Raw genomic sequence first — 14,378 nt, 5'->3', positions numbered from 1 at the left:
ACATAAAGGATTAAAATGTGGTTATTTAGTAACGATAAAGGAAATAAAAAGGCAGTAAGGATTGTCAAAGATGTCTTTGGTAATGATATAGAGTTGGATTCTAATGGAAATGTGATATTAAAAAAAGAGAGAGTAGCTATTCTAAAAGATATAGCAACCAATACGGCATATAAAGAAACAATCCAAATGGATACTTCAGAAGAAACAAGTATATATGCAACAAGTGTATTAAATGAAACAAATGCCATCCTAGAATCCTCTCCCTACAAACCCTACAAACCCATCTACTTTGATCCAACACTCCAAACTAATCCAGCACATCAAAAAGAATTCCAAAGCTTTCGTGATCTCTATCTTAAAGACCCTATAAAAAAAGCCATAGCCCCTTGGACTAAAGCTGAAAAAGCCTATTATGAATCTTTACAAACCAAAAGAGAAAGATATCAATACCTAGTTATTAGAAGTGGATTAAGAAGTGCAGTCATAGATATACCCTTTGATGCTATTGGTGGCGTAGATGAACATGGCAGAGTAATCAATGAAGAATATGAAGAGATTTTTTATCAAGTAGATAGAAATAAAGATACATTAAAATCCTATCTACACATACAAGAATGGGGTATAGCCGCAGGGATATTAGGGAATCCAAGTTATCTTTCAAGGGATAATATGGGTTTTCACGCACGACATATACAGGCTCTTATCTTAAGAATGCAGCTTGATGCGACTAGCACTAATTTTTTGGAACAAAGAAATTATGAAAGTTATGTAGAAAATTTTGACTATATATCCGGTATACGCAAAAACCCCTTACGCCAACAACAGCTTAGAGCCATAGCCAAAAAAATAAAGCCAGATAGATTTGGTATGCTCCCATATATAGATGAGATAATGGGAGTGGATTGGGTGATGGATTTGAATCGCAATAATATGGCATTAGACTATGATGGCAGCTTGATTGAATATCTGTATGATCAAATACGAATAGGTAGAACAAAAGACCCTAGAGGCACAGATTCCACCAAAGAGAGTAGAGAGGAATTTAGAAAAGCTATCATAGATTCTATGCCATTTCTTAGGACCAATATGAGTGAATTTATAGATAAAGATGTATCAGAGGATAAAAACAAAGAATGGTTAAGGGAAGAATATATCCTAGCGGCAAAAGTTGCAGCAGTAACTCCCCCACAAGGCTATCCTAATGCTCCCACTTACTATATCCCAGAGTATTTAGATGAACTCTATGAAGCAGGCAAACTAGATAAAAAGCTAAATCCTACAATCCCAGCCATATATAGAGAATCTTTCCCACAAGAATTGCGTGATAAAATAGAATGGTATGCTAAAAAGCATCATATTAAGTAGAGGTATAGACAAATAAGAAAGCAATACCCATAAATCATATCAAAGGACATTCATGCCAAAGAATAACCCCAAAAACACAAACATATTATCAAAAAATGCTCACATAGATTCTAAAAGACGCGAAGCTATTAAAGATTTAAGAGACTTAAGCTTACTTGGTGCAGGTAGCATACTAGGATTGCAAATATATAAAGATTCTAAGACTCATAGCATAGAATCTCATTTCTTAGATTCTTACACAAATACATTAGATTCTACTTCTCTCTTAGAATCTAATGCCCTAGATTCTTTGCATTCTCTCTTTCATTCTAATATCCCTAATGAAATCCTCTCACTCCCTCTCAAATACTTTAATGTGCCACAAACATACACTATGCTTTTAGAATCTAAACTTCCAAGAAATCAAAGAGAAAATCTACTCTGTATCGTGCCATTACTTACAAGTAAAGACTTTAAGCATACAATGCCTAGTCTCTATCATCACTATAATGTAGAAAATAATACACATTATAGAATCTATAATGAGACAAGCCAATTCTTACAATATCATTATGACACTTTAGGCTCTTTACTCAAAGACTTGCAATCTCATCATTTTATAGCAAGAGATTATAGAGCATTGAGCCAAGATTCCAATAACCTTTTAGAAAACCTCATACAAGAGATAATGCAAAATCTCATCATCACAAACACAACAAGCCATATATCCCTCAATGATATACGCAGATACCAAGTGCCAAAAGATAGTAGTTTGTATAAGGAGTTTAAGAATTTAGAGAATGAGAAAGACGATGTATCAGCCATTGATGCCTATAATGAAGCCCTAGAAATCTTAGCAGATTATAAAGATTATTATTTCACAAATACAAGAAGTGGTAAGCCAGATAAAAATAAAGCAAGAAGACTTTTAGAATGCCTTGATATCATAGGGCGAAATAATATTAAGGCATTATATGTAGGCACAAGCGATGCAAGTAAAAACATGAAGCGACCTAAATTCATAGGCAGACTTGCTACCACTATTATCATAGAAGATGGATTGTGGTTAGGATAAATTTATAGAAAAAGGATAGCTATGTGGTTATTTGGCAATAAAGACTCACAAGAGCAAAAAGTAGCTAAGATAGAAAAAGATATGTTTGGCAATGATATAAGGCTAGATTCTAATGGGAATGTGATATTAAGGGCAGAGAGAATAGTTTATAGCACGATTTTTAACGATGAGATTAAAAAGATTCCCATAACAGATAAAGAGTTTTTAAAACAAGATTCACTCAGGGCTACAAGACTTCTACATGAAACAAATGCAATCTTGCAATCTTCTCCTTTTAAATCTTATAAACCTATATATTTTGACCCAACCCTTAAAACAAATCCAGCACATAAAAAAGAGTTTGAAAGCTTTCGTAATCTCTATACAAAAGCGCCCATAAAAAAGGCAATAGCCCCTTGGACTAAGAAAGAAAAAGCCTATTATGAATCTTTACAAACAAAAAGAGAGAGATACCAATACCTAGTTATTAGGAGTGGATTAAGGAGTGCAGTCATAGACATACCCTTTGATGCCATAGGTGGTGTAGATGAGAATGGGAGAGTAATAAATCCAGAATATGAAGAAATCTTTTATGAAGTAGATAGAAATAAAAATACTCTAAGATCCTATCTACATGGGCAAGAATGGGGCATAGCAGCAGGGATACTAGGGGATCCAGAAAATCTTTCAAGCAACAACATGGGCTTTCAAGCACGACATATACAAGCTATGATATTAGATATGCAAATTGATGGGGCGACTAGGAATTTTTTAAGAGTGAACAATCAGGAGAACTATGTAAAAAATGTTATAGCCAATCAGTATGCAGGACTACACAAAAACCTTTTACGCAAGAAACAGCTAGAGGCTCTCGTTAAAAGGATAAAGCCAGATAGATTTGGTATGCTCCCCTATATAGATGAGATACTAGGAGTGGATTGGATTATGGATTTTAGCCAATATGATATCTATGGGGATATAATAGCAGAACTCTTTGAAGAAGGAATTCCAATAGAACAAGGGTTAGTTACTAAAGGACTATTAAAAGATCCTAGAGATGCAGATTCTACAAAAGAGAGCAGAGAGAAATTTAGACAAAAAGCTATGTTTTTAAGTCAAAGAAGAGCTGATGGGTCAGCACTGGATTATCCATATTCACCAGATTTTGGTCCTGCTCAATCAAATTTAGAAGATGATATAACAACGCTTTATGCAAAAATTAGAGCAGTAACTCCCCCTCAAGGCTATCCTAATGCTCCCTATTACTATATCCCAGAGTATTTGGACGAACTCTACAATGCAGGTAAGCTAGATAAAAAGCTAGATCCTAGAATCCCAGCCATATATAGAGAAACTTTCCCACAAGAGTTGCGAGATAAAATAGAATGGTATGCTAAAAAGCATAATATAAAAGAATAGACTATAAGATAAAAGAATGATTGTGGAGTTATATGTCAAAAACTTAGCATAAAGATTTTGTTTCAAAAAGGTAAAATATAGCCTTAAGCCTTAATTGATAAACCATATCACAGCAAAGAGATAATTTAAATAGTATTTAAGTAATTCAGAGTATTAGTTTTGTTTCTCTATACACATTTTTCTTATAGCTTTTCACATTATTAAAATCATGCCACAATAAATCATTCTCTATTAACTCTGTTTGTTTAAATAAGAATGCAAGGCTTGTATTAAGAGATACTGCAATGTTTTTTCATCTCCTTGTCTTTGTTCCTGTATAGCATAGCTTAGTGTTACTTCCAATATATCATTATCTAAAACTTCAAATAATGGAGTATGCAATTCTTTAAAAATAATGCCTAACACAAGCGTATTAATGAGTAATGGAGAATCTATAAGTGGAATATCTTGTAAAATATCTTGTATATCCTGCATAGTTAAATGTGAATTTTTATGTAAGGGGATTTTTGTATCAGTAGATAGATTTTTTAGTGTGTTATCTAGGAGTGCTAGAATATCTTGTCTATTAAGCGGCTGGTTATTTTCAATCATTGTCTCTTTGGTGATGGATTGATTATGTGTGGCTATATCATTATTTGCTATGTCTAATTTATTATTTTTTTGTTTAGCTTTTATGCTATCTTGCATAAAAGCTATCTCATTGCTAATATGCTGGTTTTCTTTCATATTACCAAAAGCATGAGTTGGAATATTTATAATATCATCTAGCATCTCATTTTCATGCAAGATATTTTCAATCGGTACTTCATGGATATTCATTCCATCTACTTGTCCCCTAGGTCTTATTTGCAATGTATCGAGTTTGTCATAGGCAGCAACTTCTTTGATAATGTTTTTTGTATTTAGAATCTCTTCGTTTAAATCTTTTGGATCTATAATGCTACATTGATAATTGCCTATTCTAAATGTATCACCAAATTCAATAGTTGTTTCATAGCCTGCAAGAAGCTTGGAGAATGAATTGTTATAAAAAATATCTGAATCTGCAATACTTGTAATTGTAAAAAAACCCTCTTCATATTGAATATGAACATGTTGTGATTTTATTTGTTGGTCTTGCAAACAAAGATTATTGCCCGAATCACTCCCTATTGTGCCACCATTTTCATCAATAACACAATATAGTGATGTTGTGGATAAATCATTTATATGTTGTGCAGTAATAGCAATCTTTTGCATACAATTTCCTTACATAATAGAGTCTGGCATATTAAAATGTGTCAAAGTATCAAGAATTTTTAAAAGCTCTGTTTTATTTGTAATATTAAAATCAAAATATAGCTTCTTATTATTTTCAAAATAAATTGAATTACGCATATTTTGATTTGGGACCATATCCTTTATAAATGCAAACCATGCCCATTCTCCAATATACACTTTTTTATATTGTGGATATTGGTAATAATCATTTGCAGTAAGTCTCAACTCGGTATTTTTATTAAAGTGCTCAATAATAATGTGGAGTTTTGGATGCAGCGTATGATCATAGTGGATGCTTGTATCATTATATCCCATGTCAAGAGAACTAAAGTCTGATGATAAATCAAGACATTGTATAAAAAAATTGAGTGTCAAATTGTTGTTTGCATCAAACATTGCACTTAAACTAGAGGTTTTGTTAAAAAAAGTTAAAAATTGTTCTTTTAGCTTAATTTTTGACATATAGGTTGGATTAGGAATGTAAGCACCACCCTTTTTTTGTATAATCTTACTTAGATACTGTTTATAAAAGGTTTGTAATGTGCCAGCATTGCCAAAGAATCCTTTAAAAGTTTCTATCGACACAGATTCCCTAGAATATGTGTTAAAAGGATAAAGTGGAGATATATTATTCACAAAGTCTGTATAAACTTCATTTTTCCACACACTATTCAGAAGAACTCCAGCATTACTCTCTATGATTTTCCAAGACATTCGTGCCAAATGATTATAATATGCTTTTAGTTCTTGAGGTAAAACCTTACTATCTATATCAAGCTTTTTAAATGGGTCATTTTCATCATCGCTTCCATCAAGAATATAAACAATTTTTTCTTTAGCATCTTTTGTTATATCTTGCGTAAAATATTCAATTTTTGCGGAGACATTTTGCACATCTTGTGCAATAACTGCCAACATGTTATTTTCATCTTTTGTTGCATTCTGTGAATTTGCTAATTCCTTATTTTTTGATTGACTAAGAGAATTGGCTTTAGAATCTATTAATGATTCTTCATTGGTTAAATCATAGTATGCTTTGAAATGATTGCTAAGAGCTGTAAATTGTGTTTTTATTTCTTTGCTGGAGAATCCAAGCCCATAAACATAACCAAGCAATAATGTATCGTTCAAATGGGTATTATCGTTTATTACCCCAATCAAATTATTGATAGGATTGCTAGGTTGAGACAAGATTTGTAGTTCATTAAGCAAAGCATTTCTTTCATGGTGTCTCTTGGGTTTGATAGCTTGTAATATATCTTCCCATTTTTTTTTATAGTCAGCAAGATAAACTTCTATAATTTTTGTATCCAACATCTTTTCATCATTATCTTGTTCCACTCCTTCGAGATACCACAAGTCAATATCAAGAGCATTATGCATATTCTTTTCAAGATGGCTTAAAAACACCATTAAGCCTTCTTTGGTATATCTCTTGTCAATATGACTTAGTTTTTCTGGAGCTTCAAATACAGCATCAATAGATCTGCCAATTTTATTTTTTATATTATAAGTTGCTTGTTTCTCAAGACTATTTTTAAAAGCTATAAGAATATATATTCTTTGTGCTTTAGCAATTTGCATAATTTCTTCTTGTGCTTTAGTAACACTACCAATATTCATTGGATGAGCATTAAGAATTCTATCTGAGGCTAAATCCTCAGTACTAGCTATAAAATCATCTTTTGGAATATTGTACTTTTTAAAATACTGCCAATTCTTACCAATCCAAACTGCAAGAAGCGACTTATCAAGATAATGTGTGTCAAATAAAGACATATACATATATAATGTTTCAACAAGTGTCTCTGGAGTTTTATTGTGTGCTAATATATACTCCATTTCATTAATAAGTGTTTTGCTCACAACATCTTCACTAATTGCATAATAGAGATCTTTGGCCGGTAAAAAAGCTTGATATGATGTATCAAGGAAAAAGTATTGGCTACCAACTGATGTATCAAACAATAATGGATATTCTTTTAAAATTGCTTTAAGATTTAACATGAGATTGACTTTTTCATAAAGGCTTAATGTGTTATAATTATTGGCATCTGCAAGGAGTGCATTAATGCTGTTTAAAGAAGTATTGCTTTGTTCAATTGCTTTATATGCCTTATTGATATAATAAGCACATACGCTATATGTCAGTATACACAGACAAACAGCCATAACACCTAATCTTAATGTCACCCATGAGTTTTTAAGAATCATACTATTAAGATGAGAATCTTTTAAAACAATTTGTTCTAACATTGAATGTACAAAATAGCTTCGCTTATGTTGCTTTGTAGCAGCCTTTGCTGCTGGCTTTTTAATAGCATATTTTTCACATACAGCATCAACTAAGTAATTTCTTGGAACATTTTCTTGATAAGCTGAAGTGAAATAAATTCCACGAACATAAGACTTATTTTTTAGCACATTTTTTTCATTCACCTGTATTACAAAATCTACTACCAAAGCAAAGAGTGTATCAAGTTGCTTTAAAAACAAAAATGCCCCATTTTTCTCATCAAGAGAATGCAGAGATTTGTTTTTGTGCATGAAAGAGTACAATAATGATTTGCTAATAGCTTGAAAATAAGACAGCAATGTTTGCTTATTTGCCTGTTGTTCTAAAGTGATACCCAATATTTTATTTGCGACATTTTCGTTAAAAACATTCCAATAGATATCCATACCTTCCATAAGATCAAGCTTACTAAAAACTACATAAATAGGTAATTTTAGATTCAAATTTTGTTCACATTCATGAACTCTTTTAACAAGAAAGTGTATTAAATTGTCACTATATTGTTTTGGGTTATTAAGAAAGGAATGAACATCAATAACAAGCACAATGCCATTGAGTTTGCTGTGAAAAATGCTGGAATTAAGGAAAGAAAGAAACTTATTCCATACCGCTTTTTTTATTAGAAAATCTTTGTTTTTTTCCAAATCATCTTCAGCAATTTCATCTGTTGTATCTGGATTAAAAAAATCTTCCTGCGTAAAATAATTACCTTCGGTATCGAGTAAAGCCCCTTTTTTAGAAACATAAAGATTAAAATTCTTGGTGCTTTTATGAATTTTTTTATATGATTCTAATTTATCGCTTAATGGATATTCAATGTTCGCATAATTGATTAAAGAGCTTTTTCCTGCTCCCTCATTACCAATAATAATTACTAAAGGAATATCTTTAAAACGAATTGTTCTTTTCCAAGTACTTTTGGCTTCATTTAAAGCAAGGGAATAATTGCGTTTTGCTTTGTGCAAAATTCTTGCAACCTCTTTTTTTAACTCCCTGCGTTGAACACCTTTTTCACTTTTTAATGTTTGTAAAAAATCCAGAAGGGGTCTAAACATAAAATAAAAAGCTACAATAAGCCATACAAGAACAAGAATACCCAGTCGAACAAAAGCATTGCTAAATATGTAAATATCATTGAAAGCCAGTAGGGGTGCATAAATAAAAAATATTATGCTGAAAAATATGAACAAGCATATAAGAAATATGTATAGAAATGGTTTTGATTTGCAAAAGCTTGTTATTTTTTTCAGCATTATTGATCCTCATTGTTCTCTTGTTTGAATTTTTTAATATTTTGCATAAGAGTGTTTTTTGTTATGGTGTTATTAGATTCTATCTTAAGCATAGAAAAGAAAAAAGAAACAACTACAGTGCACATAACAACAATAAGTAAAAATGGCTTTAGGTATCTTTTTTTAAACAATTCTAAAACATTGTTGCGGACAATATTTTTGTGAGCAACATTAAACGCTATATCTTCATTTGAATCTAATGCTGGTGTAATAGCCGCTGCAATATCATTGCAAAGATGGTTAATTTTTTCATCGCCCTGTTGATCAACAGTATATTTTCCCTTATAACCAAGAATAAGACAGGCGTAGATGAATTCTAACATGTCTTTATATTTGCTTGGATTTAGCAAATACTGCCCAGCTATACCATAAAATTTATCGCCACCTAACATTTCATTAAACAAACGATTAGTAAGCGTATGGTTTGTAAAATCACTATTCATAATGCTTTCATTACGTAACAACATCTCATCAATAAATACACATAAACAATAGCGAAACTTGATTAAGTCTTTTTCATCATGGCAATGCATGGCACTTAGGCTGCCACTGATGGCAAGCACCTGATTTGCAAAAGTGTCCCTTATTTCAACAATGAATTCATCATCTAGCGCATGTATTTTTGAAAGTCTTGTGGCAAAAAGAAGAAGAGGTAGACTTAAGTCAAGAATTTTATTATTCTGCATACCTGCAAAATTAGATTCAAGCAATAATGAACATTGTGTGTCATTTATTTGTGCGTTCATAAATACCCTTAGAATAATGCCCACAATTTAATATCAGGGCTAACTATATTATTTGTCATATAGATGCTTATTGTATTTTGATTGGCAAAATGTGAAAAAAGCGAATCTTTTTTATCAAGTTTAAAATATATATATCCACTTAAATGCGGTAATGCGGGTGGAATGCTTTGTATGGGTTCTAAATGCAATCCTTTCAGCTGGGATGCAACAATATTTTTTATTGCTGATTGTGTATGAATTTTTGTTTGTGTGGTAAATATTTCAAGCAATGTATTTGTTGGCAATGATGAACTGATTGCTAAAAATATCTCACCATTTTGAATAATTGATGCATTCTCAAAAATACAATCAAAAAATCCATTACCATTATCAACAACACTTGCTATAGCATATTTTGGTGAAGTAACATTTGCAAACAGCAAACGCAAATGATTGCTTAAGGGAATAAAAACTGATGAAAGATTATTGTGTTTATAAGCAATAAACTCAAATGATTCCTCGATTTCATGATGCAACACAAGTAAATCAGCTTGAAATTCTATCAATTTTTCATAGAGAAATTCAGGGTGCAATCTTTCTTTGTTAATAAGATATGAAAAAATGCAATCATACTTTTTTAAAAGATTAAGAGATAGGTAGGTGCTAAAATCAAGTGTATTTTTTGTTTGATTAATGCCTCTAAAAATTTTTGTAAAAGTCTCTTTGTGTTGTTGAATAGAAAAAAGCATCTCTTCTAGGAAGGTTTTGATAAAAAGATTGTTGCTGATATCCATAGAGGTTGGAATAAATTTGTCATCAAGTTCTATTCTTTTATTGTGGTGTATATTTTTGATTTTTGCAATAGGGATTTCTAATTCATTAGGAGACTTATCTCCAAGCAAACCAAGCTTTAAACGTAAACTTCCCAACACAAGAGATGATGTTTGGTGTGTGTAAGATATTTCCGAATCTGTTTGTTGTGTGTATTCATTTACATCGTCGTGGATTTTAGAGACCACTGGCACATTTGTTGCAACATATTTAGAGTTTGAAAAGGTGTTGTTCAGAGAAATATCAGCAATAGAATCTGAAGATACAGGAATTTTTAATGTAATAATTGGCGACCCAACATTAGAATTAATCTCTAAGGCTTGTGGCAATAAATCATCGCTCGGAGCATTAAATACACTGCCATCTTGTGCAATACCACTAATCCTAGAGAGAGCTATTTTACCTAGATTTAATAATTCATTTGAAAATTCTACTTCAAAAAGGCCATAGAAATTGCATAAGGACTTTGTTGTCTTGATATAAACAAGTTGCTCAAAATATCTTTCTTGCTGTTCAAAATGGATCTTATCTACATTCATCCCATTGTACCAAACAACTTTTAATCTGCTATTCACCGCTTCTCCTTATTGTTTGTTCCTCTGTTGTTTTTACTATTTGTAATGCCTTCTTGTGTAATATCAATTTTTATTGTATTTTTAAACACTTTATTCAATTTTTTGTAAAATTTTTGCTTCTTGCCCTGAGAATTTGCAAAAAGAGCCAGTATACCAATGTATTTACCTTCTTTTTTTGCAAATTCTGCCACAAGCATATCTTTTTCATTAGGTGGAACTTGGATTCTAATCGAGTCTACATTGTCTCGACCAAGAACTACGCTCTCACGCATTGTTAGATCTTGAATACTTGCATATTCGAACTTATTAACATCTTTGAGTTGATAAATAACAAGCGTGATGGGAACATTATCGTTACGATTGTTGAGATTAGAATTATCATGGTTAGATGCTTGTATCCGTATAGGTGTGTTACACCCAATAAGAATCAACATCATAGCAAAAATTAAAGCCGTGCAAATATTTTTCATTATCTCTACTTTTTAGTTATGCCTTAAGAAATTATGAGATGTATATTCTTGAGAATTTTATAATAATTTTTATGAAATTTGGTTATAAAATGGTAGAATCTCAAAGTAAAATGGTAGAATCTAAAGTAAAATAAGGATTTTGTTATGGCAGAAAAAAATTCAACTCCACCGAAAGAGCGCATCAATATCACTTACAAATCAAAAACTGGTGGACAAACTCCAGAGATTGAGCTCCCATTAAAACTAATGGTTATGGCTAATTTTACAGGTGGCAATAAAGTACCATTGGAAGAACGAGGGTTAACATCCATTAATAAACACAATTTCAATCAGGTTATGCAAAAGATGCAAATAGAGTCTCATTTTAGTGTCAAAAACACTCTGAGCCAAGATGCTGATGAATTGAATGTAAAGTTGAAGATTGAAAACATGAAAGATTTTACTCCAGATAGTATTGCAAACCAAGTTCCAGAGCTCAATAAACTTCTTAAATTACGCGAAGCTCTTATTGCATTGAAAGGTCCAATGGGCAATATCCCAGATTTTAGAAAAGCTGTTTTGGAGGCTTTAAAGAATAAAGATATAAAAGAAAAGCTTTTGTTGGAGATACAAGAAAGCCGAGAAAACAATGAACAATTAGACTGAAGGATAATTATGAGCGAAAAATTAGAACAAGAGGTAGAAACACAGAATGTCTCAATTATTGAGGGCATTATGCAAAAAAGTAAATATTCTAAAAATGATGAAAGTTATAGTATTGCTAAACTTGGTGTTGCAGAGTTTATTACAGAAATTGTAAAATCTGATAATGCAGAGAGCAAAATCAATCGATTCACACTTGATGAAATGATTGCGCATATAGATGATTTAATTTCGCAGCAAATGGATGAAATTTTACACAATGAGCAGTTTCAACAATTAGAATCTACATGGAGAGGTTTACATTTCTTAGTAGAACGCACGAATTTTCAAGAAAATATAAAAATTAACATTCTTGATGTTACAAAACAAGAGGCATTAGAGGATTTTGATTCAAATCCAGATATTACGACGAGTACGCTCTATAAATATATTTATTCTGCCGAATATGGACAATTTGGAGGAGAACCCATAGGAGCAATAATCGGTGATTATGCGCTAAATGCATCAAGTCCCGATATGAATTTTTTATCCAAAATGTCATCAATTGCTGCTATGAGTCATTCTCCATTTGTAACATCTGTAGATGCAAGCTTTTTTGGGCTTGATAATTATGCAGAACTTCCAACAATACAAGATCTAAAAAGTTTATTAGAGGGTCCACAATATACAAAGTGGCGCACTTTTAGAGAGAACGAGGATTCTAAATATGCTGGACTTATGGTGACAAGATTCTTAACTCGTTCTCCATATGACCCACAAGAAAATCCCATAAAAAGTTTTAATTATAAAGAAAATGTGCATAATTCACACAATCATCTCTTATGGGGCAATACTGCTTATGCTTTTGCAACAAGATTGACTGATAGTTTTGCACAATATCGATGGTGTGGCAATATTATAGGTCCTAGAGCTGGTGGCACCGTCACAGATTTGCCGGTATATCTTTATGAAAACTTCGGTACATTAGAATCTAAGATACCAACTGAAGTGTTAATTACAGATAGACGTGAGTATGAACTTTCAGAATCTGGTTTTATAGCTTTTACATTGCGAAGGGATAGTAACAATGCAGTCTTTTTCTCAGCGAATGCAGTATTGAAACCAAAAATTTTTCCAAATACTCCTGAAGGCAAAGAAGCAGAAACAAATTATAGGCTTGGAACACAATTGCCATATATTTTTTTGGTTTCTCGTCTTGCGCACTATATCAAGGTTTTACAAAGAGAGGAAATTGGGAGCTGGAAAGAACGTAGCGATGTTGAAAATGGCTTGAATGAATGGATTAGACAATATGTTTCAGATCAAGAAAATCCTCCAGCAGAAGTGCGGAGCAGAAGACCTTTTAGAGGGGCTAGAATTACAGTAAGCGATATAGAAGGTGAAACTGGATGGTATAAAATAGATTTGAATGTGCGTCCGCACTTTAAGTTTATGGGGGCTAATTTTGAACTCTCGTTGGTAGGAAAGCTTGATAAAGAATAACTATGTCTTTTGTTGATAGGGTTATTCATGCGCTTGATGAATATGTAGATTCTGAGTATTTTGAGAGTCCCATTCAAGCAATCAGGGAGCATATTGAAACCCTCATAAACACAAAAGAGGATGCACAGGAATTATTATCTTATAATGATTTGGATTTAAACATCAAAAATCTAGCCATCGTAATGTCAGAAAGAATTTATGATATAGTTTCTATGTACGAATATAGAGCAAAGATTGTAAGCATTGAATATGATGAGACATTAGCGCCTTGGCAACTCAAATTTTTCTTAACATTACAATATAATAAAGATTTAACAAATTTTAATATACAAATTATTTTTAATAGTAACCGTTATTATGAAGTTTTATAATAAGCTAAATAAGATAGAAGGGTATAAGGTTAGATGAAAAATATCTTTTATTTTAGAAAGGAAATTGATTATCTGCAAAAAACAAGGGAATTGTTTATTAATAAATATCCTAAACTTGCCCCATTTTTAGCATGTAATAGCAATGATCCAGATGTTGAGCGCATTATCGAATCATTAGCGATTTTGACCGCTAAGATTAATGAAGAGCTTGATGGCAATATTCCATCTCTTGCAGAATCTCTTATTAATATCCTTATGCCAAACTATACAAACTCTTTGCCTTCATTTTGTATACAAAATTTTAACTTAAAACCAGATTCTAAAGACAATAATGTGTTTATTCCTAGACATACAAGCGTAGTATCTTCTCCTGTTCAGTCGGTTAGATGTGAGTTTAGAACAATTTATGATGTTATGTTGTATCCCTTGAAGATTTATAATGTTGATGTGGGTAGTGAGGGAAAATACACTACATTTGTGATCGACATAGAAACCACGCAAGATCATCTAACTATTGCAGATATTAACATAAAATATCTGAATTTATATCTTGGCAATGAGGTTTATACGGCAAATACCCTGCTTTTATGGCTTTTACAATATGTAAAAGACATTAT

Annotated in this window: 12 protein-coding genes; 7 read left to right on the top strand and 5 right to left on the bottom strand. The window is 31.9% G+C overall.

Annotated elements, in window-relative coordinates; genetic code table 11:
• The first annotated feature begins 15 nt into the window (after positions 1-15).
• The 3 genes from C6H17_RS10805 to C6H17_RS10795 are packed head-to-tail and all read left to right on the top strand — an operon-like array spanning position 16 to position 3,817.
• Complete coding sequence (locus C6H17_RS10805) at positions 16-1,365, top strand: hypothetical protein (protein WP_005219831.1); 1,350 nt, start codon at positions 16-18, stop codon at positions 1,363-1,365.
• Positions 1,366-1,417: 52 nt separating this feature from the next.
• A complete protein-coding gene (locus C6H17_RS10800; RefSeq protein WP_005219830.1) occupies positions 1,418-2,419 on the top strand; it encodes a hypothetical protein in 1,002 nt (333 codons plus the stop codon).
• A 21-nt stretch (positions 2,420-2,440) separates the two neighbouring features.
• The gene (locus C6H17_RS10795; RefSeq protein WP_005219829.1) at positions 2,441-3,817 is read left to right on the top strand and encodes a hypothetical protein; all 1,377 of its coding nucleotides are present in this window, start codon (positions 2,441-2,443) and stop codon (positions 3,815-3,817) included.
• A gap of 231 nt (positions 3,818-4,048) precedes the next feature.
• Here the strand turns inward: C6H17_RS10795 and C6H17_RS10790 are convergent, their stop codons facing one another.
• The 5 genes from C6H17_RS10790 to tssJ are packed head-to-tail and all read right to left on the bottom strand — an operon-like array spanning position 4,049 to position 11,266.
• Positions 4,049-5,056 carry an FHA domain-containing protein gene (locus C6H17_RS10790; protein ID WP_005219828.1) on the bottom strand — a complete coding sequence of 336 codons (1,008 nt, stop codon included), beginning with the start codon at positions 5,054-5,056 and terminating at the stop codon, positions 4,049-4,051.
• 9 nt (positions 5,057-5,065) lie between these two features.
• Entirely contained in the window at positions 5,066-8,626 is a 3,561-nt protein-coding gene (tssM, locus tag C6H17_RS10785) for a type VI secretion system membrane subunit TssM (RefSeq protein WP_005219827.1), read from the bottom strand.
• A complete protein-coding gene (icmH, locus tag C6H17_RS10780; protein ID WP_005219826.1) occupies positions 8,626-9,411 on the bottom strand; it encodes a type IVB secretion system protein IcmH/DotU in 786 nt (261 codons plus the stop codon). The genes tssM and icmH overlap by 1 nt, the downstream gene beginning before the upstream one ends.
• 8 nt (positions 9,412-9,419) lie before the next feature.
• Positions 9,420-10,796, bottom strand: coding sequence for a type VI secretion system baseplate subunit TssK (gene tssK, locus C6H17_RS10775; RefSeq protein ID WP_005219825.1), 1,377 nt, complete (start codon positions 10,794-10,796; stop codon positions 9,420-9,422).
• Positions 10,793-11,266, bottom strand: a complete 474-nt coding sequence (gene tssJ / locus C6H17_RS10770) for a type VI secretion system lipoprotein TssJ (RefSeq protein ID WP_005219824.1) — start codon at positions 11,264-11,266, stop codon at positions 10,793-10,795. The genes tssK and tssJ overlap by 4 nt, the downstream gene beginning before the upstream one ends.
• A 144-nt stretch (positions 11,267-11,410) precedes the next feature.
• Between tssJ and tssB the strand changes: the two genes are divergently transcribed.
• The 4 genes from tssB to C6H17_RS10750 all read left to right on the top strand — a co-directional run.
• Complete coding sequence (tssB, locus tag C6H17_RS10765) at positions 11,411-11,911, top strand: type VI secretion system contractile sheath small subunit (protein ID WP_005219823.1); 501 nt, start codon at positions 11,411-11,413, stop codon at positions 11,909-11,911.
• A gap of 9 nt (positions 11,912-11,920) precedes the next feature.
• A complete protein-coding gene (gene tssC / locus C6H17_RS10760) occupies positions 11,921-13,390 on the top strand; it encodes a type VI secretion system contractile sheath large subunit (RefSeq protein WP_104731442.1) in 1,470 nt (489 codons plus the stop codon).
• Positions 13,391-13,392: 2 nt separating this feature from the next.
• Complete coding sequence (locus tag C6H17_RS10755; RefSeq protein WP_005220091.1) at positions 13,393-13,761, top strand: hypothetical protein; 369 nt, start codon at positions 13,393-13,395, stop codon at positions 13,759-13,761.
• Between the two features lie 33 nt (positions 13,762-13,794).
• Positions 13,795-14,378 (top strand): type VI secretion system baseplate subunit TssF (locus C6H17_RS10750; protein ID WP_199768873.1); only part of this gene is annotated, 584 nt, incomplete at its 3' end.

This window comes from Helicobacter rappini (assembly GCF_900198625.1).
GTDB lineage: Bacteria > Campylobacterota > Campylobacteria > Campylobacterales > Helicobacteraceae > Helicobacter_A > Helicobacter_A rappini.
The sequence above is the reverse complement of the archived record's forward strand: the minus strand, read 5'-3'. Positions and strand labels throughout refer to the sequence as shown.

Excerpts from the sequence above, each read along its gene's own strand:
- C6H17_RS10805 (WP_005219831.1), top strand. The coding sequence starts at position 16 with ATGTGGTTATTTAGTAACGATAAAGGAAATAAAAAGGCAGTAAGGATT.
- C6H17_RS10800 (WP_005219830.1), top strand. The coding sequence starts at position 1,418 with ATGCCAAAGAATAACCCCAAAAACACAAACATATTATCAAAAAATGCT.
- C6H17_RS10795 (WP_005219829.1), top strand. The coding sequence starts at position 2,441 with ATGTGGTTATTTGGCAATAAAGACTCACAAGAGCAAAAAGTAGCTAAG.
- C6H17_RS10790 (WP_005219828.1), bottom strand. The coding sequence starts at position 5,056 with ATGCAAAAGATTGCTATTACTGCACAACATATAAATGATTTATCCACA.
- tssM (WP_005219827.1), bottom strand. The coding sequence starts at position 8,626 with ATGCTGAAAAAAATAACAAGCTTTTGCAAATCAAAACCATTTCTATAC.
- icmH (WP_005219826.1), bottom strand. The coding sequence starts at position 9,411 with ATGAACGCACAAATAAATGACACACAATGTTCATTATTGCTTGAATCT.
- tssJ (WP_005219824.1), bottom strand. The coding sequence starts at position 11,266 with ATGAAAAATATTTGCACGGCTTTAATTTTTGCTATGATGTTGATTCTT.
- tssB (WP_005219823.1), top strand. The coding sequence starts at position 11,411 with ATGGCAGAAAAAAATTCAACTCCACCGAAAGAGCGCATCAATATCACT.
- tssC (WP_104731442.1), top strand. The coding sequence starts at position 11,921 with ATGAGCGAAAAATTAGAACAAGAGGTAGAAACACAGAATGTCTCAATT.
- C6H17_RS10755 (WP_005220091.1), top strand. The coding sequence starts at position 13,393 with ATGTCTTTTGTTGATAGGGTTATTCATGCGCTTGATGAATATGTAGAT.